16 protein-coding genes are annotated in these 20,466 nt (G+C 60.2%); 2 read left to right on the forward strand and 14 right to left on the reverse strand.

The features are described 5' to 3' along the window. Positions 1-44 precede the first annotated feature (44 nt). Both QLG10_RS14490 and QLG10_RS14495 read left to right on the forward strand, forming a co-directional pair. A complete protein-coding gene (locus QLG10_RS14490; protein WP_188264829.1) occupies positions 45-872 on the forward strand; it encodes a hypothetical protein in 828 nt (275 codons plus the stop codon). Between the two features lie 59 nt (positions 873-931). After that, entirely contained in the window at positions 932-1,609 is a 678-nt protein-coding gene (locus QLG10_RS14495; RefSeq protein WP_248678273.1) for a hypothetical protein, read from the forward strand. 28 nt (positions 1,610-1,637) lie between these two features. Here QLG10_RS14495 and QLG10_RS14500 read toward each other — a convergent pair whose 3' ends face one another. The 14 genes from QLG10_RS14500 to QLG10_RS14565 all read right to left on the reverse strand — a co-directional run bounded on the left by QLG10_RS14500 (position 1,638) and on the right by QLG10_RS14565 (position 20,300). Further along, positions 1,638-2,234 (reverse strand): MarC family protein, encoded by a 597-nt coding sequence (locus QLG10_RS14500; RefSeq protein WP_282487584.1) that lies wholly within the window; start codon positions 2,232-2,234, stop codon positions 1,638-1,640. 64 nt (positions 2,235-2,298) lie between these two features. After that, positions 2,299-5,076, reverse strand: a complete 2,778-nt coding sequence (locus QLG10_RS14505; protein ID WP_110753253.1) for a hybrid sensor histidine kinase/response regulator — start codon at positions 5,074-5,076, stop codon at positions 2,299-2,301. A 99-nt stretch (positions 5,077-5,175) separates the two neighbouring features. Beyond that, positions 5,176-6,468 (reverse strand): phosphoribosylamine--glycine ligase, encoded by a 1,293-nt coding sequence (gene purD, locus QLG10_RS14510; protein ID WP_282487585.1) that lies wholly within the window; start codon positions 6,466-6,468, stop codon positions 5,176-5,178. 153 nt (positions 6,469-6,621) lie between these two features. Next, on the reverse strand, positions 6,622-8,229 hold the full coding sequence (purH, locus tag QLG10_RS14515) for a bifunctional phosphoribosylaminoimidazolecarboxamide formyltransferase/IMP cyclohydrolase (RefSeq protein ID WP_110753252.1): 1,608 nt from the start codon (positions 8,227-8,229) through the stop codon (positions 6,622-6,624). A gap of 81 nt (positions 8,230-8,310) precedes the next feature. After that, entirely contained in the window at positions 8,311-8,631 is a 321-nt protein-coding gene (gene fis / locus QLG10_RS14520) for a DNA-binding transcriptional regulator Fis (RefSeq protein WP_015093301.1), read from the reverse strand. Next, entirely contained in the window at positions 8,628-9,638 is a 1,011-nt protein-coding gene (dusB, locus tag QLG10_RS14525; RefSeq protein WP_282487586.1) for a tRNA dihydrouridine synthase DusB, read from the reverse strand. Before dusB ends, fis begins: the two co-directional genes overlap by 4 nt. 185 nt (positions 9,639-9,823) lie before the next feature. Then, positions 9,824-11,056, reverse strand: coding sequence for a DUF3426 domain-containing protein (locus tag QLG10_RS14530; RefSeq protein WP_188264833.1), 1,233 nt, complete (start codon positions 11,054-11,056; stop codon positions 9,824-9,826). A 30-nt stretch (positions 11,057-11,086) separates the two neighbouring features. Next, positions 11,087-11,965 carry a 50S ribosomal protein L11 methyltransferase gene (gene prmA / locus QLG10_RS14535; protein WP_110753250.1) on the reverse strand — a complete coding sequence of 293 codons (879 nt, stop codon included), beginning with the start codon at positions 11,963-11,965 and terminating at the stop codon, positions 11,087-11,089. A 286-nt stretch (positions 11,966-12,251) separates the two neighbouring features. Further along, the gene (gene accC / locus QLG10_RS14540) at positions 12,252-13,610 is read right to left on the reverse strand and encodes an acetyl-CoA carboxylase biotin carboxylase subunit (protein WP_282487587.1); all 1,359 of its coding nucleotides are present in this window, start codon (positions 13,608-13,610) and stop codon (positions 12,252-12,254) included. A gap of 17 nt (positions 13,611-13,627) precedes the next feature. After that, positions 13,628-14,092, reverse strand: a complete 465-nt coding sequence (gene accB / locus QLG10_RS14545) for an acetyl-CoA carboxylase biotin carboxyl carrier protein (protein ID WP_007971363.1) — start codon at positions 14,090-14,092, stop codon at positions 13,628-13,630. Positions 14,093-14,140: 48 nt separating this feature from the next. Further along, positions 14,141-14,593: a type II 3-dehydroquinate dehydratase gene (gene aroQ, locus QLG10_RS14550; RefSeq protein ID WP_020797556.1), complete on the reverse strand. Its 453-nt coding sequence runs from the start codon at positions 14,591-14,593 to the stop codon at positions 14,141-14,143. Between the two features lie 132 nt (positions 14,594-14,725). After that, entirely contained in the window at positions 14,726-16,468 is a 1,743-nt protein-coding gene (locus QLG10_RS14555; RefSeq protein ID WP_282487588.1) for a protein-disulfide reductase DsbD, read from the reverse strand. A gap of 163 nt (positions 16,469-16,631) precedes the next feature. Further along, positions 16,632-18,578, reverse strand: coding sequence for a methyl-accepting chemotaxis protein (locus tag QLG10_RS14560; RefSeq protein WP_248678275.1), 1,947 nt, complete (start codon positions 18,576-18,578; stop codon positions 16,632-16,634). A 51-nt stretch (positions 18,579-18,629) separates the two neighbouring features. Beyond that, positions 18,630-20,300 carry a PleD family two-component system response regulator gene (locus QLG10_RS14565; RefSeq protein ID WP_110753247.1) on the reverse strand — a complete coding sequence of 557 codons (1,671 nt, stop codon included), beginning with the start codon at positions 20,298-20,300 and terminating at the stop codon, positions 18,630-18,632. Positions 20,301-20,466: the final 166 nt, after the last annotated feature.

Consider the following 20,466-nt stretch of genomic DNA (forward strand, 5'->3'; position numbering starts at 1 on the left):
ATTACGCCCAGGAGGGCTGTCGACGAACTAAAGGAATGTTGAATATGGAAAGTTTTGAAGATTCAAGCGCTCTCAAGGGTTGCACTGATTTGGGAAGGGCGCGTATTGCCAGGGCCAAGGCACTGCTGGTTAACGCTCCCCGTGCAAGAGGTCTAGTGGGCTCCGCTGATTTGGCGGCTTCGAGTCCCACCAAGGAACTGGATGCTTTGGTTTTAGGTAATTCACTCATCGGTTACGGCGATGGTATTTCGCTGGAGAACATGATGATTATCGAAAACCTCATCAGTTTTTCGAAGCTGGAGGCCGATCACGAAACTAAAAATGATCCGAACCCTGCGGCCTGGCATCGAGCATTTATCAATTGCATGTTGGATATGGGATGTTCTGTCCCCATCCATGCGAGCCTGGAATACAAAAAGCAGTCTGGCTCGGGCACGATGAAAAATGTCGTCACGTCCATTGTCCAGGCAGGGATTGCTGCGGCAGTAGCCGCCATTCCCGGTGCAACGGTGTTGAGTGCCGTGGCAGACTCCACCTTGACGGCTTTGGAAAAGGAACCTGATACAGTCAAGTTATTCAATTACGATGTAGTGACAGCAAAAGGTGTGAAGCTGGCCATATTGCCATGTGAGCAAGCGAAGAATGGTCTCATTATTGTTTCTTTTTCTTCTATTAATCATGAGAGCAATACGTTTGGTGGTGAGGTTCTTTTCTTTGATCTTAAAGTCACTAACGTTGATATTTACCAAGGCTCGAACTTTCTCACCTTTAATCCTTTTGCCTATGCTGAAATAAAAGATGATATTGAGTCTGTCCTTGGGTTGCGGCGCAAAGAGATACGCAGCAAACGATTTGCGCGACACAGGAAGTAAAAGATAGCCAGCCTTCGCCAGAGGTGTTTGCCTCTGGTTTGCACGATGGATATAGACATATGGACTATTCGATTTACATCAGTGGATGCTGCATGCTGGCTTTATCAAATGAATTGTCGTTCGCCACGAAGCAAGATGTAATTGATGCTTTGCTTTTTACTCAGCTTGCTGCCGATGAAGAATTTCCTGACGAACCGAACGGCCTGGATTGGTTCGAGGCTTACAAAAGTATCTTGTATGAGTGTGGCTGGGTCTGCGATCGGCAAAACGTGACGACCGGTGCGTTTACATCCGTTGCTGAAAAGACGTTTTCGTTGAGAGAGGCGTTTGCGACGGTCTTTGAAAACAATCTGGATAGAGAGCTGGCGACTGTTTTACTGGCCGTGATGGATAAGGTCGCCGCGTTGCCGGACAAACTGAACCTGGAGCAGATCTTCCGCCAACAGGCAGCGCTGAATGTGAAGGGGATGAAGCGCATCAGGGCGTGCATTGGTGTGGTCAATGAACGTGGGACCTTGAATAGCGCTTGGGTTTTTTTTGATGCCCGCGGATCAGTCGGCAGGCTATTGACGGGGCGTGAGTTTGCTTTCAGTGATCTGCATGGCGCGGTGAACGCCTATTTTTACACCGCTCGTTTCAATGCAGGCGTCTATGGCGAGTACAGGGCGGATACCGTGCAGTGGTTAGGTGCACGGCGGCAGTCTGAACATCTCGAGATCGCCAGCCTGACGAATTAGCAGGTCCTGGCAGGTGCCTTGTGCAATCTCAGGGCACCAAATACCCCTTCACCCCGGTAAAGATAATCTGCGCCGCCAACGCACACACGAACAAGCCCATCAGCCGGCTGACGATCTGCAAGCCCTGATCGCCGAGAATGCGTTCGATACGGTCGGACAGGTACAGCACCACGCCGACGGTGAAGCTGGCCAGGGCAATACTGACAATGGCCGTGAGCTTATCGTCCCAGTGCGGCTGACTTACGCCCATCACCAGCAGGGCGCCAATGGTGCCGGGGCCGACGGTCAGCGGAATGGTCAAGGGTACGATGGTCACGTCCTGCTGCACATTATCGGTCTGCACCGCCGACTTTCCTTGCGCCATCCCCAACGCCGAGATGAACAGCACGCTGCCGGCGCCGATCCGGAAGGCGTCCACGGTAATGCCGAATACGCTGAAAATCACGCGTCCGAACAGATACAGCAGGACGCTGGAGACCAGGGTGGCGATGGCCACCTTCCACGCCAGTCGGCGTTGTTCCTTGCGCGAATAACCGCGGGTCAGGCTGATGAAGCAGGACAACACGAAGAACGGGCTATAGAGCACCAACATCTTCAGGTAAACGCTGAACAACACGTGGAGCATGGGGCAGGCTCACTGGTGGGGGGAAGTCGAGGGGAGTCTAACAGGCGCCGCGGAGTCTGTCGGCTCAGGACGTGGGCGTCGTCGCGCGGTTCTGCTGATCGCGCTGGGCAACCCAGTGTTCGATCAATTCGCGCAACTGCGAAAGCTCGACCGGTTTGGCCATGTGCCCATCCATGCCAGCCTGGCGTGCACGCTCCTTATGCTCAGCGAGGATGTGCGCGGTCAACGCTACCACCGGGGTGCGGGATCTTTGATTGCCGACTTCCCAGGCGCGCAGTTGCTGGGTCGCCGAAAAGCCGTCGAGGATCGGCATTTCGCAATCCATCAGAACCAGGTCGTAGCGATGCGCCTTCATGGCCGCCAAGGCTTCTTCGCCGTTGCTGGCGGTGTCCGGTTGCAGGTTGAGCTTGCCCAGCATACCGCGGATGACCTTGGTCGAAATGCTGTTGTCTTCAGCGACCAGAATGCGGAAATCACTGGGTACCTTGATCGGTAGCGGCGGACCGGACGGCAGGTGTTGCGGCACCGCCAGTCCTTTGTTGCGCTGGGTCAGTTCATCGGCCAGGGTGGTCTTGAGCGTATAGCCGGCCACCGGTTTGGCAAGGATGCGTTTGATCCCCGAATTGCGCGCGATGATCTTGCTCGGCGCATTGCTGATGCCGGTCAGCATGATCAGCAGGATGTCGTGGTTCAGGCTCGGGTCTTCCTTGATCTTGGCGGCCAGTTGCATGCCGGTCATGCCAGGCATGTTCTGATCCAGCAGGACTATATCGAAGTAGTCACGCAGGTGCGCCTTGGTGCGCAACAGCGCCAGCGCCTCCTTGCCCGAGGGCGCCGCGCTCACGTTCAGGCCCCAGGCGCTGCATTGCTGCACCAGCACTTTGCGGCAGGTGTCGTTGTCATCCACCACCAACACCCGTGCACCCTGCAGGGGGCCATCGAGGTCGCAGGTTGGATGCTCCAGGCGGTCCGGGTCCAGGGGCAAGGTCAGCCACAAGGTACTGCCCTGGCTGTTACCACTCTTGATGCCGAATTCACCTTGCATCAGGCGGATCAGCTGACGGGCGATCACCAGCCCCAGATTACCGCCCAGGTGGTTGGTAGAGAGAAAATGCTTGCTGTGCAGTTCAGCCTGCATCAGCGCGTCGCGCTCTTCGACGTCCATCGGTTCGCCGCTGTCCTGCACGGCGATGCGCAAGCGTGGATGGCTGCTGCGTTCGTCGAGGGCGACGACGATCAGGATCTCGCCTTCGTCGGTTTTCTTCAGCGCGTTTTCCAGCAGGCTCAGCAATGTCTGGCGCAGGCGCGTCGGGTCACCGCTGATGACGCGTGGTACTTGTGGCTGAATGAAGCTGATCAGTTCGACGTTCTGTTGCTCGGCCTTCGCGCGGAAGATGCTCAGGCAGTCTTCGATCAGTGCGTTGAGGTCGAATTGCACATCATCCAGTTCGATCTGTCCGGACTCGAGTTTGGAAATGTCGAGAATTTCGTTGATCAACGTCAGTAGTTCGTTGCCTGCGCTATGGATGGTCTGCACATAGTCGCGCTGCTTGACTGACAGTGGCGTGCCCAGCAGCAACTCGGTCATGCCCAGCACACCATTCATCGGGGTGCGGATCTCGTGGCTGATTTTCGCCAGGAACTCGGCCTTGGCATTGATCTCGGCGTTGCTGGCCGCCAGGTCACGACTGATGCTGAAACGCGCTTCGGTGATGCTGCGCTGGCGTTCGCTCAGGGCAATGCTCATCAACAGGCCACTGATGCAGATGAACACCAGCAGGGTGGTGATCAGGTCATGGGGTTCGATCAGGGTCAGCCCCAGCAAGGCGGGCAGGATGATCAGGGTGCCCAGGTTGAACACCACCATGGCCGCCACGAACAGTCGCGCCGGGCGATAACCTTTTTGCCAGTGATAGGTACTGACAAACAGCATGGTCAGGCCCGCCAGGGCGACCAGGGCGTAAGTGATGATGTTCAGCGGCAGCGTGTTGACGAACAGCAGCAGCAGGCTGCAGATCATGATGAACAGGATGTCGCCCACGATCAGCTTGTTCAGCGGATGCGGTCCGAGGGGCTTGAAGAAGCGATAAGCGAATATCAGGCCGCTGGGGGCCGTCAGCAGCAAGGCGAGGTAGGCGCCGGGCGTCTGCACGGCCTGCCAGTCCGGGATCCAGGGCCCCGCCAGGTTCAACAACAACACCAGGCTGAGCCCCAACAAGGCTTCGCACACCGCCAACCAGACGCTGCTGGTCGAACGCGTATAGGCATAGCGGATGAGGTTGTGCAGGATCAGCATGCCGATGCAGCCCAGTAGTAATCCGTAGATCAGCGTCTGGTTCTGGTTGGCTGCGGTGATGACCGCCGATTGCAAGGTGATGTAGGGCCGCAACTGGTGTTCGGAAACCAGTCGCAGGTAGACGTCCAGGGTCTTGTCGCTTTGCGGCAGCGGCAGCATGAAGTCGCTGCTGGGCAAGGGGCGGTCCGCCAGGGGTTGCTCGTTGCCTGTATGTGATTGGTCAATCAGCCTGTCGCCGTCCAGCACATACATGTTGAAGTGCAACAGATCGGGTGCGAACACCCGCAGCAATTGTTCATGCTTGCCCGGTGCGAGGCGGAAGCGCAGCCAAAGCGCACCGTCGGGCTCGGCCGCCGTGAGGTGGTCGAGTTCGATGGGGCTGAATTGGTTGGTGTAGCGAGCGGAGCGGATGTCGCTCAGCTGCAGGTCACCCTGTTCGTCGAGCAATACCGCCCAACCACTGCCTTGCGCGGCGTGGGCCGGGAGCATGCAGAGCAAGGTCAGCAACGTGACGGTTAGACTTATGGCAATCCTGAGCCAGCGCACGGCGAAATCCCTTCGTAGGTTAATGCCAGAATATAACTATGCGCGGCGCCGGAATAGCCAGGCAAGGGGGGTAAGCCCCTGCCTGTCGCAATTGTTGCCTTATTCCTGTTCGCCGCGCTCGCGGGCAATGGCGCGGTAGCCAATGTCCTTGCGATAGAAACAGCCTTCCCAATCGATCTTGGCCGCCAGTTTGTACGCCTGTTGTTGCGCCTCATCGACGCTGGCGCCCATGGCCGTAGCGCACAGCACCCGGCCACCAGCGGTCACGACTTGACCGTCCTTGAGCGCGGTACCGGCGTGAAAGACTTTGCCGTCCAGTGCCGCCGCCGCATCCAGGCCATTGATGGCCACACCCTTGGCGTAGTCACCAGGATAGCCGCCTGCCGCCAGGACGATGCCGACGCTCGGACGTGGATCCCATTGCGCTTCGACCTTGTCCAGGGCCTGCGCCAAGGCTGCCTCGACCAGCAATACCAGGCTCGACTGCAAGCGCAGCATGACGGGTTGGGTCTCCGGGTCACCGAAGCGGCAGTTGAATTCGATGACCTTCGGGTTGCCAGTCTTGTCGATCATCAGGCCCGCATACAGGAAACCGGTGTAGACATTGCCTTCCTCGGCCATGCCGCGCACGGTCGGCCAGATCACCAGGTCCATGACGCGCTTGTGTACTTCGCTGGTGACAACCGGGGCAGGGGAGTAGGCACCCATGCCGCCCGTGTTCGGACCGGTATCGCCGTCGCCGACGCGCTTGTGGTCCTGGCTGGTGGCCATCGGCAGGACGTTCTTGCCGTCGACCATGACGATGAAGCTGGCTTCTTCGCCGTCGAGGAACTCTTCGATCACCACGCGCGAACCGGCGTCGCCGAAGGCATTGCCTGCCAGCATGTCACGCACGGCGTCCTCGGCTTCGGCCAGGGTCATGGCGACGATCACGCCTTTGCCGGCAGCCAGGCCATCGGCCTTGATCACGATCGGCGCGCCTTTTTCACGCAGATAAGCCAGGGCTGGCTCGATCTCGGTGAAGTTCTGGTAGTCGGCGGTCGGGATCTTGTGACGAGCCAGGAAGTCCTTGGTGAAGGCTTTCGAACCTTCAAGCTGGGCAGCGCCAGCGGTCGGGCCGAAGCAGTCCAGGCCGCGGCTGCGGAACAGATCCACCACACCTGCGACCAGTGGCACTTCCGGGCCAACGATGGTCAGGGAAACGTTTTTCTCGGCAAAGTCCGCCAGTTGCTCAAGGGCCAGTACGTCGATGGCGACGTTCTCGCATTTGGCTTCGATGGCGGTACCGGCGTTACCCGGTGCCACGAACACCTTCTGCACTCGAGGATCCTGAGCGACTTTCCAGGCCAGGGCGTGTTCACGGCCACCGCTGCCAATGATCAAAACATTCATTTCAAAAACCTCGGATGACGCTAATTCTGGAGGCAGCACTGATGCTGCTTTTGTGGGAGCGGGCTTGCTCGCGAAAGCGGTGTATCAGTCACATCAATGCTGAATGTGCTGCCGTCTTCGCGGGCAAGCCCGCTCCCACAGTTGATCGAGTACTTAGTGACGGAAGTGGCGCATGCCGGTGAATACCATGGCGATGCCAGCTTCGTCAGCGGCGGCGATCACTTCGTTGTCACGCATCGAGCCACCTGGCTGGATCACCGCCGTGATACCGACCTTGGCCGCATTGTCCAGGCCATCGCGGAACGGGAAGAAGGCGTCGGAAGCCATGACCGAGCCGGCTACCTGCAAGCCGGCATGTTCAGCCTTGATCGCAGCAATGCGCGCAGAGTTCACACGGCTCATCTGGCCGGCGCCGACACCGATGGTCTGACGGTTCTTGGCGTAGACGATGGCGTTGGACTTGACGTACTTGGCGACTTTCCAGGCGAAGATCAGGTCATGGATTTCCTGTTCGGTCGGCGCACGTTTGGTCACGACCTTCAGGTCATCGGCGCTGATCATGCCGATGTCGCGGCTCTGCACCAGCAGGCCACCGTTGACGCGCTTGTAGTCCCAGGCAGCGGCGCGATCGGCCGACCACTCGCCACAGGCCAGCAGGCGCACGTTGGCCTTGGCGGCGACGATGGCGCGGGCTTCTTCGCTGACGCTCGGGGCAATGATCACTTCGACGAACTGACGCTCGACGATGGCCTTGGCGGTCTCGGCGTCCAGTTCGCGGTTGAAGGCAATGATGCCGCCGAATGCCGATTCGGTGTCAGTAGCGTAGGCCAGGTCGTAAGCCTTGCGAATGCCGCCTTCGGCGTCCGGGCTGACGGCCACGCCGCACGGGTTGGCGTGCTTGACGATCACGCAGGCAGGCTTGACGAAGCTCTTCACGCATTCCAGCGCGGCATCGGTATCGGCCACGTTGTTGTAGGACAGCTCTTTGCCTTGCAGCTGGGTCGCGGTGGCGATGCCGACTTCGGCAGGCTTGGCTTCAACGTAGAACGCCGCACTCTGGTGCGGGTTCTCGCCGTAGCGCATTTCCTGGGCCTTGATGAACTGGCTGTTGAAGGTGCGCGGGAATTCGCTGCGACCTTCAGTGCTGAGGGTGTCGGCAGCCTGGTTCACGGTGCCCATGTAGTTGGCGATCATGCCGTCGTAGGCGGCGGTATGTTCGAAAGCCTTGAGCATCAGGTCGAAACGCTGGGCGTAGGTCAGGCCGCCGGCCTTGAGATTTTCCAGGACGCTGGCGTAATCGCTGGCGTTGACCACGATGGCCACGTCCTTGTGGTTCTTGGCTGCCGAACGAACCATGGTCGGGCCGCCGATGTCGATGTTCTCGATGGCAGTCGGCAGGTCGCAACCTGGTTTGGAGATCGTTGCTTCGAATGGGTACAGGTTGACCGCTACCAGGTCGATCGGCTTGATGCCGTGCTCGTTCATGATGGCGTCGTCGATACCGCGACGACCGAGGATCCCGCCGTGGATTTTCGGGTGCAGGGTTTTCACCCGGCCGTCCATCATTTCGGCGAAGCCGGTGTAATCCGCGACTTCCACTGCGGCAACGCCGTTGTCCTGCAGCAGCTTGAACGTCCCGCCGGTGGAAAGGATCTCGACACCCAGGGCTTCAAGCTCCTTGGCAAATTCGAGGATCCCGGTCTTGTCGGAAACACTGATCAAGGCGCGGCGGATCGGCAGGCGGGTAGTCTGGTCGGTCATCTCAATTTCCATCAAAAGCAAAGGAGTCAGCAAAAAAGGCGACCGGTCTTACGCGGGCGCCTTTCTGGTTTGATTGAATGCTTACAGCAAATCGTACTGCTTGAGTTTCTTGCGCAGCGTGCCCCGGTTCAGTCCGAGCATTTCGCTGGCCTTGGTCTGGTTGCCCTTGACGTAGTTCATCACGCACTCGAGCAGGGGAGCCTCGACTTCGGAGAGCACCAGGTTGTACACATCCGTGACGGCAGCGCCCTCAAGGTGGGCGAAATAATTGTGCAGCGCCTTCTCGACACTCCCGCGAAGGGTCTGGCCTTCTTCGCTTGGCGTATTGAGGTGCTGTTTCAAATTCACGTTGTCGCTCACGGGCGTTGTTCCACTCACTAAAGTCTCGGTCATCATCGTCATGCGGCCACCCACTCTCCGTCCCCTGTCAGGCTCTTGTAACGCCCGGCAAAGAACTCCCGAACGTTGGCGCATTGTGCTTCCGTACCATCCAAACGATTGAAGTGGGCGCGAAACTCCCTGGCGCCCGGCAAGGTTGCGAGATACCAGCCCACATGCTTTCGAGCAATGCGTACGCCCATCACGTCTCCATAGAAGGCGTGCAGCGCAGCCAGATGCTCTAGCAGAATGCGTTCCACCTCGATCAGGTCCAGCGCCGGGAGCTTCTCGCCGGTACGCAGGAAATGGTCGATCTCGCGAAAAATCCATGGCCGCCCCTGGGCAGCCCGGCCTACCAACAGGCCATCGGCACCCGTCGCGTCGAGCACGTACCGGGCCTTTTCTGGCGAATCAATATCGCCATTGGCGAAGACCGGCATCGACACCGCCTGCTTGATCGCGGCAATGGTGTCGTACTCGGCTTCACCGGTGTACAGGTCGGCACGGGTGCGTCCATGCACCGCCAGGGCCGTAATGCCTGCCTGTTCAGCGATCTTCGCCACCGTCAGGCCGTTCTTGTTGTCCAGGTCCCAACCGGTCCGGATTTTCAGGGTAACCGGCACATCGACCGCGGCCACGACGGCCTGCAGGATCTCGGTTACCAATGCTTCATCTTTCAACAGTGCCGAGCCTGCCGCCTTGTTGCAGACTTTCTTGGCCGGACAACCCATGTTGATATCAATAATCTGTGCACCCAGCTCGACGTTGGCCCGGGCGGCATCCGCCAGCATCTGTGCGTCACCACCGGCGATCTGCACCGAGCGTGGCTCGGGATCACCTGCATGGATCATGCGCATGCGCGACTTGCGGGTGTTCCACAGACTCATGTCGCTGGTGACCATCTCCGAGACGACCAGCCCCGCGCCCAATCGCTTGCACAGCTGGCGAAAGGGTTGGTCGGTGACGCCCGCCATCGGGGCGAGAATCAAGCCGTTGTGTAATGTATATGGACCGATGCGTACCGCCGACATAGGACTTCCCTGGTGTGGGGCCGGATCATGAGAGTTCGAAAAAGGGTTGGCATGATACCCGCTCTCGATGACTGGATAAAGGCTGAATTGAACAAAATCTGAACAGTTATTCTGTTATTGCCAGCGGTTTGGTCCGGGCGGGCAAAGACAGGAAGTCGTCGTCAATTGTCGGTCAGTGAAGCGTTTCACTCGGGCGAGTGGAAGCTCAGGCTGTAATTTACCGCTTTGGCGCCAGGATCGAGGATGTCGAGGGCGATGTGGATTGGCGTTTGCGGAGGCATTTCCACCTTGCCTTCAAGATCGCCGTTGAGGTACTCGCCGGGTTTGAAGCGGCGGCTGGCGATCAGGTGGCCGTTGAGATCGGCAAAGCGTAGCTCCAGCAGCGGGAAAGGCTGAGAGAATGGCGCGCGGTTATAGATGATTGCATCGACCACCAGGGCGCCGCTGAACTCAGGATGGCTGCGGACCACCAGGTTGCTGCTCTTGATTTTCGCGATGTCGACCTTGGAGGGCACCGTGCAGCCGATTTGCGGGCACAGTTGCTGGAACCAGGGGCGGTACTGGTCCTGGCGCGCCAGCTCGTCGAAATGGTAGGCGACGTATTGGCCTGCAAGTGCGCCGGCTCCCAGCAGGATCAATAATAGCCAAAACAGTCGACGACCCCATGGCGAGCGGCGTTTCTGCCAATCCAGCTGCAGCGGATCGTCGGTCAGGTCCTGCAGCACTTCGGCACGAACCCCGGGTTCGCTGCGTTCGCGACGCTTGCGCGGTGGCTCGATCGAAGGCAGGTCGTCGTCGATCTCTGCGGTCGCCGTCATGCGTTCGTGATGTACCGGGGCGACGAGCGGATCGTTCAGGCGCAGCTGCGGGGGCTGCGGTTCGTCGTCCAGGTCCACCGGTTCCAGTGATAGCGACGGTTCAGTGCGCGACGGCTCGTTCGGTGGCTGCGGTGTATCAAGCACGTCGAGCGCGTCAAGCGTGTCGGCCGCTTGGGCGCGATCGGCGGCCGATTCGCTGAACAGGCTGTCGGGCCATGGGGCTTCGTCGTGCTCGGCACTATCGCGGCGAGCGCTGAGCGTGTCTTCGCGGTGTCGGCCGAACTCGGTCGTCGGCTGGATTTCCCGCTGTTCAAGCCGGGCGAGTTCTTCGTCCAGGTCGAGACTGTCCAGATCCAGCTCGGCAGCGCTCCATTGTTTCTGGCTGATGGCGCGCTGCTGCGGCGGTTCGACGGTTTCCAGCGGGGCTGGCGTCGGTGCGGGTGCTTCCTTGCCGGCCTGCTCCAGCAGCTGCTTGGCGGCGTTGAACACCTGCAAGCATGAGCCACAACGAACGACCCCGCGCGCCACGCTCAACTGGGCATGGTTGACGCGGAAGCTGGTTTGGCAATGCGGGCACTGGGTGACGAAGCTGTCGGTCATGCGGCGATCCGGTAGATGCAGGCGTCCATTCTAGCGCCGACGGCCAGTGATGCGCACCCAGCCATCGCGATTGGCGATCGGGTCCAGATCGAAATCCTTGGCATAGGCTGCGGCCACTTCATCGCCTTGCTCGGCAAGAATGCCCGAAAGCGCCAGGCGACCGCCCGACCGGACCAGGCCCGACAACTGCGGCGCCAGCGAAACCAGCGGGCCGGCCAGAATATTGGCCACCAGCACATCGGCCTGAACTTGCGGCAGATCTTCGGGCAGGTACAGCGGGAACAGCTCGTCGGCGATGCCGTTGCGCCCGGCGTTGTCACGAGAGGCTTCCAGCGCCTGCACGTCGATATCGGTGCCCACGGCCTGCTTGGCGCCCAGCAGCAGCGCGGCAATCGCCAGAATCCCCGAACCGCAGCCGAAGTCCAGCACGTTGCAGTCCTTGAGGTCCTGACCGTCGAGCCATTCCAGACACAAGGCGGTGGTTGGGTGAGTGCCGGTGCCGAAGGCCAGGCCCGGGTCCAGCAACAGGTTCACGGCGTCTGGCTCGGGGGCTGCGTGCCAGCTCGGCACGATCCACAGGCGCTGACCGAAACGCATGGGTTGGAAGTTATCCATCCAGCTGCGCTCCCAGTCCTGATCTTCGATGACTTCACTGTGATGCTCAGGCAGCGGGCTGCCAGTCAGCAACTCAAGGTGAGCCAGGACCGGGCCTGGCTCGGTGCCGCCTTCGAACAGCGCCAGCAGGTGAGTGTGGGACCACAGCGGCGTGGTGTTAAGTTCGGGCTCGAAGATCGGCTGGTCTTCGGCGTCCATGAAGGTCACCGACACGGCGCCCACTTCAAGGAACGCGTCTTCGTAGGTTTCGGCTTGTTCTGGGCTGATGGCGAGACGAACTTGCAGCCAAGGCATGGCGGGCACCTTTGAAAAATATTGATTGCAGCCTAGCGGTCTGCGAGAAGCGCGCAAGTTTACGCGAGCGCGGAGGTTTTGTGGGAGTGGCTTGGTCCCAAGCATCAATGCATACCCGGTGGGAGCGAGCTTGCTCGCGAAAACGGTGTACCAGTCAACATTGAAGTTGAATGTGCTGGTCTCTTCGCGAGCAGGCTCGCTCCCACAGGAAATGTGTTGTGGCTCGGATGAAATGTCCAGAAACAACAAAGCCGCCCAGAGGCGGCCTTGTTGATCGGGTCGAAGCTTAGTGCTTCTCGCCAGCCAGCTTGTGCTCGAGGTAGTGAATGTTCACGCCCCCTTCGCAGAAACCAGCATCGCGGGTCAGGTCGCGGTGCAGCGGGATGTTGGTCTTGATCCCGTCGACCACGATCTCGTCCAGCGCATTGCGCATGCGCGCCATGGCTTCGTCACGGGTTGCGCCGTAGGTGATCAGCTTGCCGATCAACGAATCATAGTTCGGCGGAACGGCATAACCACTGTACAGGTGCGAGTCGACGCGAACGCCGTTGCCGCCTGGTGCGTGGAAATGCTTGACCGTGCCAGGGCTTGGCATGAAGGTCTTCGGGTCTTCGGCGTTGATCCGGCATTCCAGCGCGTGACCGCGGATGACCACGTCATCCTGGGTGAACGACAGCTTGTTGCCGGCGGCGATGCTGAGCATCTCCTTGACGATGTCGATGCCGGTGACCATTTCCGAAACCGGGTGCTCTACCTGGACACGAGTGTTCATCTCGATGAAGTAGAAGCGGCCGTTCTCGTACAGGAACTCGAAAGTGCCTGCACCACGGTAACCGATGTCGATGCACGCCTTGACGCAGCGGGCGAGAACTTCATGGCGAGCCTGTTCGTCGATGCCCGGTGCCGGTGCCTCTTCAAGCACCTTCTGGTGACGGCGTTGCAGCGAGCAGTCGCGGTCGCCCAGATGGATAGCCTGGCCCTGGCCATCGGACAGAACCTGAACCTCCACGTGACGCGGGTTGGTCAGGAACTTTTCCAGGTAGACCATCGGGTTGCCGAACGCTGCGCCCGCTTCGGAGCGGGTCAGTTTCGCCGAGGAAATCAGGTCTTCTTCCTTGTGTACCACGCGCATGCCGCGACCACCGCCGCCGCCAGCGGCCTTGATGATCACCGGATAACCGACTTCGCGACCAATGCGCAGGGCGGTTTCTTCGTCTTCCGGCAGCGGGCCGTCGGAACCTGGAACGGTCGGTACGCCGGCGGCGATCATCGCGTGCTTGGCCGAAACCTTGTCGCCCATCAGGCGGATGGTTTCAGCTTTCGGGCCGATGAAGGCGAAGCCGGAGTTCTCGACCTGTTCAGCAAAATCAGCGTTTTCCGCAAGGAAACCGTAGCCTGGGTGAATGGCGGTGGCGCCAGTCACTTCGGCCGCGGCGATGATGGCCGGGATGTGCAGGTAAGAGTGGGCCGCCGATGCCGGACCGATGCAGACGGATTCGTCTGCCAGGCCCAGGTGCATCAGTTCCTTGTCCGCCTTGGAATAAACGGCGACGGTCTTGATGCCCATCTCTTTGCAGGCGCGCAGAATCCGCAGTGCAATCTCACCGCGGTTGGCGATCAGAACTTTTTCCAACTTCGCAGTCATCAAAGGCGCTCCGCGGTTCAAACGATGGTGAACAGCGGTTGGTCGTACTCAACCGGCTGGCCGTCTTCGACGAGGATGGATTCGATCACACCGCTGGTTTCAGCTTCGATGTGGTTCATCATCTTCATGGCTTCAACGATGCACAGGGTGTCGCCTTTCTTCACGGTCTGGCCGACTTCCACGAAGGACGGCGAGGTTGGCGAAGACTTGCGGTAGAACGTACCGACCATCGGCGAACGGGCAACGGTGCCGTTCAGTGCTGGCGCGGCGGCCGCCGCAGGTGCGGCAGCGGCAGCCGGAGCGGCGGCAGCGACAGGCGCGGCAGCCGGAGCAGGCATAGGCGCCGGTGCGTAGTACTGCTGGGCCGGGGTCTTGCTATGACGGCTGATGCGTACGGACTCTTCGCCTTCCTTGATCTCGAGCTCGTCGATGCCGGACTCTTCCAGCAATTCGATCAGTTTCTTAACTTTACGGATATCCATGAATCATCAACTCCCAAGGGTCGGTCAGGGGCGTTTAAGGCTTGTTGTTCAAGCTGTTGCCGGTCTTTCAAGCTGCTCTAGGGCGGCCTCCAGGGCCAGTCGGTAACCGCTGGCGCCAAGGCCGCAGATCACTCCCACCGCTACGTCGGAGAAGTAGGAGTGATGGCGGAAAGGTTCGCGTTTATGCACGTTAGACAAATGCACTTCGATGAATGGGATGCTCACCGCCAGCAGCGCGTCACGTAATGCGACACTTGTATGCGTAAAAGCTGCTGGATTGATCAGAATGAAGTCCACGCCTTCGCTGCGGGCAGCATGGATGCGGTCGATCAATTCGTACTCGGCATTGCTTTGCAGGTGCAGCAAATGATGGCCGGCTTCGCGGGCGCGGCGTTCCAGGTCCTGGTTGATCTGCGCCAGCGTGGTAGCGCCATAGGTGCCCGGTTCGCGGGTGCCGAGCAGGTTCAGGTTGGGTCCGTGCAATACAAGTAGCGTCGCCATCGGCTGTTCCTTGGTTATCCGTGTGCATTTGTCAGAACCCGGCGACTATGCCGCAAAGCCTTTGTGACTGTCCAGTTCTCTGCAATAGGCAGCACGATGACCGATGTTTGCGCGAGATATATGACTGCCTGATTAAATCCGGTCATTCGCCTTGGTGACACGATCGGCGAAATCCCTGGCAGTGATCTCGCCGATGACCCGCACATCGACTCGTTCGACACCGTCCTTGCCGAAAAACATCAAGGCTGGAGGGCCGAACAGTTGGTAGCGGTCGAGGAGGGCGCGTTGTTCGGCGTTGCTGGCGGTGATGTCAAAGCGGATCAGCCGATAACCCTTCAGGCGTTCGACGACGATCGCATCGTCAAGCACCTGGTGTTCGATGACTTTGCAGCTGATGCACCAGTCGGCGTACCAGTCGAGCAGTACCGGCGTGCCGGACGCCCGGGCTTCGGCGAGCACCCGGTCGAGGTCTGTCGCGGTGCTGACGGTTTGCCAGGCGCTGGTTTTTTGCGTGGGCACCTCGCCAACCACCACGGACGACTGGCCGATTGGGTTGAACGGATCGGTCTGGCCGCTAAAACCGCCGTACCAACAAGCCAGCGCATAAAACAGCAGGAACATTCCGAGCAATTGGCCCAGGCGTTTTCGCGGCGGCTTGTAGACGAACTCCAGTGCCCCGAGGAACAACCCGACGCCAGCGGCCAACAGGCCGATCAGCAGCAAGGTGATTTGCCCTGGCAGCACTCGGCTGAGCAGGGCAATCGCCAGGCCCAGCAACAACACGCCAATCGCGTTTTTCACGTAGATCAGCCACGGTCCGCTTTTCGGCAACCAGGCGGCACCACCGGTGGCCACCAGCAAAAGCGGTGCGCCCATGCCCAGGCCGAGCATGAACAGTTTCAGGCCGCCGCCCAGCGCATCGCCGCTGGCGCTGATATACAGCAGCGCACCGGCCAACGGCGCGGAAACACAGGGCGAAACCAACAGGCTGGAAACCACGCCCAATACCGCGGCGCCCCACAGCGAACCGCCTTCGGTGCGTCCGGCAATGCGGTCCAGCCGACTGCTGATGGCGTGCGGCAACTTGAGTTCGAAAACGCCAAACATCGCCAGGGCAAACAGCGCAAAAAACATCGCGAACGGCACCAGCACCCAGGCCGATTGCAGGCGTGCCTGCAGGTTCAGTTGGGCGCCGAACAAGCCCATGAGCGCGCCCAACAATGCAAAGCAGGCAGCCATCGGTAGCACATAGGCCAACGACAGGTTGAAACCACGCCAGCCGCCGACCTGGCCACGCAACACTACGCCGGAAAGGATTGGCAGCATTGGCAGCACGCACGGGGTAAAAGTCAGGCCCAGGCCCGCCAGGAAAAACAGCGCCAGTTCCCGCCAGTTCCAGGCGTGGGTTGTCGTCGGGCCGATGCCGTCGATGCCCAGGCGTTCGGTTTCCGGTGGGTAGCACAGGCCTTTGTCGGCGCAGCCCTGGTAGGTCACGACCAACGTGAAGGCGCGTTGATCGGTGCGCGGCAGTTCTACATCGAGTACGCCGTGGTAGACCTCGACATCGCCGAAGTACTCATCGTGCTTTTGTTCGCCCTTGGGCATTTGCGCCGGGCCGAGGGTGACATCGGCCGGGTCGGCGCGGAACTGGAAACGATGCCGGTAAAGGTAATAACCCTCGGTGGCGACGAAGCGCAGTTTGATCGATTGCGGCGTGCTTTCTACCAGGCTCAACTGAAAGGCTTCGCGCACCGGCAGGAAATCGGCACTGTTATTGATCGAGCCCAGGGTCGAACTGGGGCGACTCTCCAGCAAACCGGCGGCGGTGGCCGGCAGGGCGAGTACTAAAAGCAGCAGGCAAAGCAAACGGCGCATGACGATCTCGCGTATCGGAATTGGGGGGATGATAGCGGACAGTCGCTGGGTGTGCAGGCGGGGAGATTCGTGGTGAATGGTCTGACGCCTTCGCGAGCAAGCCCGCTCCCACAGGGTCATGCGCTATCTCTGTGAGAGCGGGCTTGCTCGCGAAGGCGATAGGTCAGACGCGGAAGGCCTGAACGGCTGTATGCAGTCGTCCACCCAACACCAACAGATTCTCCCCCTGCTCACGCCCTTGGCCGATACGCAGCAGGTTGTCCCCACCCAACTGGTGAATTCGCTCACTGTGATCGCGGATCTCACTGACGGCACCGCTTTGCTGGGCTGTGACATCGGCGATGCGTACCGCGGTATCGGAAATGGTCTGGATTGCCCCGACGATTCTATCCAGCGCACCGTCCGCCGCCTGCGCCTGGTTGGCGGTGGCTTCGGCATGTTCGACCTGCGCTCGCATGCCTTCGACCGATTGGCGCGCCGCGGTTTGCAGGCCGGCGATAAGGTTCTGGATCTCGGCCGTGGCCCCGGCGGTGCGTTGTGCCAGCGAGCGCACTTCTTCGGCCACTACGGCAAAGCCACGGCCCATCTCACCGGCCCGGGCCGCTTCGATGGCGGCGTTCAACGCCAGCAGATTCGTCTGGTCGGCAATCGAGCGGATCACCGTCAGCACGCCACCGATGGTCGCGGACTCTTCGGCCAGGTGCTCGATCATCTGCGCATTGCCCTGTACTTCTCCCACCAGCGCATGCAGGCCGGTAAGACTCAGGCCTATGACTTTCTGGCCATGTTCGACCGCCTGGCCAGCATGACGACTGGCCTCGGCGGCCTGGCTGGCGTCGCCGGCGACTTGCTGGATGGTCGCCTCCAGTTCGCCGAGGGAGTCGCGAATCATTGCCGTGTCGCCGGCCTGGTGTTCGGCACCGCTGTGCAGATCATTGCTCAGTTCCGCCAGGGTTCGACTGCTGCCGGCGACCTGTTCGGCGTTGCGACGAATGGTCCCCACCAGGTCCACCAGGTAGGCGCGCAAGCGGTTGAGCGAGGCTTCGATGTCATGCAGTTCGCGATTGGTGTTACCCAGTTGGATGTCCCGGCTGAAGTCGCCTTCCGCCCAGGTCGACAAGGCCGGTGCGAGATTGGTCAGGGTCCGGGCCAGGCGTCGTTGCAGGGTGTCGATCAGCAGGGCGATCAACAGAATCAAGCCGATCATTACCCCTTGCATCAAGCGCACCTCACTCTGGATCTCCCCGTGTTGGGCGCGTACTACCGGCTCCAGCCCGGCGATGGCTTGTTGCACGGCGGCGATTTTCAGGTGCGTTGCGGCACTGAGTTCGGCGCGTTTGTGGATTTGCTCGCGGGTGCGCGAAAGTTCCGCAGGGTAGCGGCCGAGCAGGCTGTTGAGCTCACGCTTGATCCCCACGCCGGCGTCTTCGGCAGCGGCTTTCTCGGTGTTCTCCAGGCCCATCATCGCGGCGAAATCATCGGTGTTCGATTCACTGCTGGCCGCCACGCCCAATAACGGCAGGGCATCCAGCTGTTCGGCCTGTACGCGGATGTTGGTGATTTCGCGCTCGACATCGGCGGCCAGTTCGCTGCGGCCGCTGCTGACCAATTTGTCCCGGGCCAGTGACAGTTTGCCCAGGTGCTGGGAGGCGCTGAGCAGCGGAGTCAGGTAGCTCGCGTTGCCACTGGCGTACTGGCTGAGTTGGTCAAGACTGGCCCCCAGCTCGCGTTCGGCTTGCAGGAGCAGGGCCTGTGGGTCACCGGCGAGCTTGCCGGCGGCCAGCAGATCGGTTTTGCTGAATTCATCCAGGTTCGTCAGGCTCGGCTGCAAGGTTTCAGCCAAGGCCGGTGGCAATTCGCCGAGTTCCTTGTGCAGTTTCTCGATGGCCTGGCTGGCGCCGCTCAAGCGCAGCGCATCGCCACTGGCGAGGTAATCCTCGATGTTGCGCGCCACGTCACTCTGGAATTGCTGGGACAAGCCCAGGTAGCGCTCCATTAATAGATAAGGGCGTTCGAGGGCTTTTTGCGACCACCAGAGTGTGGCACCAAGCGCCACGCACACGGCAACTAAAAGAAGGGTATTGAGATTGGTCAGCAGTTTCAGGCGCATCAAGGACTACCAACGGCAGAATGGTAAGTGCCTGAAGTTATTGCGTTTCTGTTACAGGGTTATGACTGTCTCGGTCTGTTCCGATGAAAAGGTGGCACTTTGCTTTGATGCCCGGAAGGCCTGCACCCGGTTGCGCCCCGCGCCTTTGGCACGGTACAGCGCCTCGTCCGCCTGGCTGGCCATCAACAGGCTGTCGGAGTGTTCGCCGAGGTCCACCACGCCGGCGCTGAACGTGCACCACAGGTCCTGGGGTTGCGCGGGATAATGAATCTCGGCAAAACGCTTGCGGATGTCATCGAGCACTTTGACGGCGGCTTCAAGGTCGGTATCGGGCATGACAATCGCGAACTCTTCGCCACCGTAACGGCCAATGAAGTCAGTCTTGCGCAAGCGCTGTTTGAGGAACAGCGCGAGGCTCTTGATCACCCGGTCGCCCATGGGGTGGCCGTGGCTGTCGTTGACGCGTTTGAAGTGGTCGATGTCGAGCATCGCAAAGCTCAGCGGTTTGCCCTCGCGGCGAGCGCGAAAGCTGCAGTCTTCGAGCAATTGCAGGATGTGCGTGTGGTTGTACAGGCCGGTGAGGCTGTCACGCACCATCCGCGCCTTGAGGTTGCGTGCCCGTGCCGCCCGGTTACGCACGGTGGTGATCAGGTGCCGGGGCTTGATGGGTTTGGTCAGGAAGTCGTCGCCGCCCTCGCTCATGGCATCGAGTTGCTTGTCCAGGTCGTCCTCGGCCGACAGGTAAATGATCGGTACGCTGACGTAGCGGTCGTTATGGCGGATCACCTTGGCCAGTTCCGTACCGGTGCAGGCCGGCATGTACATGTCGAGGATGATCAGGTCCGGTTGAAAGTCCGCCAGTTCGGCCATGGCCTGGATCGGCTCGATCAGTGTCCGGGTGATGATCCCGGCGCTGTTGAGCAGGCGCTCGGTGTGCAAGGCTTGGGCGCGCGAGTCGTCGATGATCAGCACTTTATAGGGCTCGTACTGGGCGACGCAGGTCAGTACTTCAATTTTTTCCAGCAGGCTCGACGCTTCAAGGGTGCCGGTGAGGAACTCCTGGCCGCCTGCGCGCACAGCGGCAAGGCGGGTCGGGGTGTCGGTTTCATGCAGGCTGAAAAACAGCAGCGGCAAACGCTGGTCGAGACCTTCCTGGGCTTCGGCCGCCAATTTCAAGCCTACGCCAGGGCCGCTGAAGTCAACGTCCATGACGATGGCGGCCGGTAGGCGCTCGACCATTGATGAGCGGAATGCCGGCACACTCTCCAGGGACTGGGCACTGAGCCCGAAAAACTCCAGCTGCTTGGCCAGTCGCTCGGCACGGTCATGATCCTGCAGCATCACATAGACGGGTTTGCGCAAGGGCGGCAGGAACGTTTGGTCCAGCTGATCGCCATGGCGCAGGCCGGTGCGCGACAGGCGTTGCATCAGTCGATTGAGGTCGCTGATCAGGCTGCTGCTGAGGCGTCCGCGATTGGCGTCGACAGCCTCCAGCGACAAGCCGATCTGGCGCGCCAGTTGCGAATGTTCCGGTTGTTCGAAGCGTTCGGCGAAGCGCAACAGGCGCAGGTTGGCCTCGCTCAGTTCCGCCAGTTCCTGGGTCGACCATTCATTGCGTTGCAGGCGTTGCCATATCTCAAGAATCTGACGTGCTTGATGAATTACCCGCTGGGCAAAGTGATGCTTGAGGCGCTCGCGGCTGGGGTCTTCTGGCTCGGTCATATCCTGACTACTGGTTAGGGGGTACGCTGAGGACGACTGGTGGCTCTATGCTAGCATCTCTTTTCCATTACATGAGTGTTGTACGTTAATAATCTGTGACACCCACCCATTCAGTTTCTGACCAATCAGTCGTCAATTGCCTGCCGGTTCTTGCGAAGGTCCCGGT

It is taken from the genome of Pseudomonas sp. V98_8, from assembly GCF_029967975.1.
In the GTDB taxonomy this organism is placed as follows: domain Bacteria; phylum Pseudomonadota; class Gammaproteobacteria; order Pseudomonadales; family Pseudomonadaceae; genus Aquipseudomonas; species Aquipseudomonas umsongensis.

What these genes read in the sequence shown, in the direction of transcription:
- dusB (WP_282487586.1), bottom strand. Translation starts at nt 9,638, where the DNA reads ATGTCGGCGGTACGCATCGGTCCATATACATTACACAACGGCTTGATT.
- purH (WP_110753252.1), bottom strand. Translation starts at nt 8,229, where the DNA reads ATGACCGACCAGACTACCCGCCTGCCGATCCGCCGCGCCTTGATCAGT.
- QLG10_RS14495 (WP_248678273.1), top strand. Translation starts at nt 932, where the DNA reads ATGGACTATTCGATTTACATCAGTGGATGCTGCATGCTGGCTTTATCA.
- accC (WP_282487587.1), bottom strand. Translation starts at nt 13,610, where the DNA reads ATGACTGCGAAGTTGGAAAAAGTTCTGATCGCCAACCGCGGTGAGATT.
- prmA (WP_110753250.1), bottom strand. Translation starts at nt 11,965, where the DNA reads ATGCCTTGGCTGCAAGTTCGTCTCGCCATCAGCCCAGAACAAGCCGAA.
- QLG10_RS14530 (WP_188264833.1), bottom strand. Translation starts at nt 11,056, where the DNA reads ATGACCGACAGCTTCGTCACCCAGTGCCCGCATTGCCAAACCAGCTTC.
- fis (WP_015093301.1), bottom strand. Translation starts at nt 8,631, where the DNA reads ATGACGATGATGACCGAGACTTTAGTGAGTGGAACAACGCCCGTGAGC.
- aroQ (WP_020797556.1), bottom strand. Translation starts at nt 14,593, where the DNA reads ATGGCGACGCTACTTGTATTGCACGGACCCAACCTGAACCTGCTCGGC.
- accB (WP_007971363.1), bottom strand. Translation starts at nt 14,092, where the DNA reads ATGGATATCCGTAAAGTTAAGAAACTGATCGAATTGCTGGAAGAGTCC.
- QLG10_RS14555 (WP_282487588.1), bottom strand. Translation starts at nt 16,468, where the DNA reads ATGCGCCGTTTGCTTTGCCTGCTGCTTTTAGTACTCGCCCTGCCGGCC.
- QLG10_RS14500 (WP_282487584.1), bottom strand. Translation starts at nt 2,234, where the DNA reads ATGCTCCACGTGTTGTTCAGCGTTTACCTGAAGATGTTGGTGCTCTAT.
- QLG10_RS14560 (WP_248678275.1), bottom strand. Translation starts at nt 18,578, where the DNA reads ATGCGCCTGAAACTGCTGACCAATCTCAATACCCTTCTTTTAGTTGCC.
- QLG10_RS14565 (WP_110753247.1), bottom strand. Translation starts at nt 20,300, where the DNA reads ATGACCGAGCCAGAAGACCCCAGCCGCGAGCGCCTCAAGCATCACTTT.
- QLG10_RS14490 (WP_188264829.1), top strand. Translation starts at nt 45, where the DNA reads ATGGAAAGTTTTGAAGATTCAAGCGCTCTCAAGGGTTGCACTGATTTG.
- purD (WP_282487585.1), bottom strand. Translation starts at nt 6,468, where the DNA reads ATGAATGTTTTGATCATTGGCAGCGGTGGCCGTGAACACGCCCTGGCC.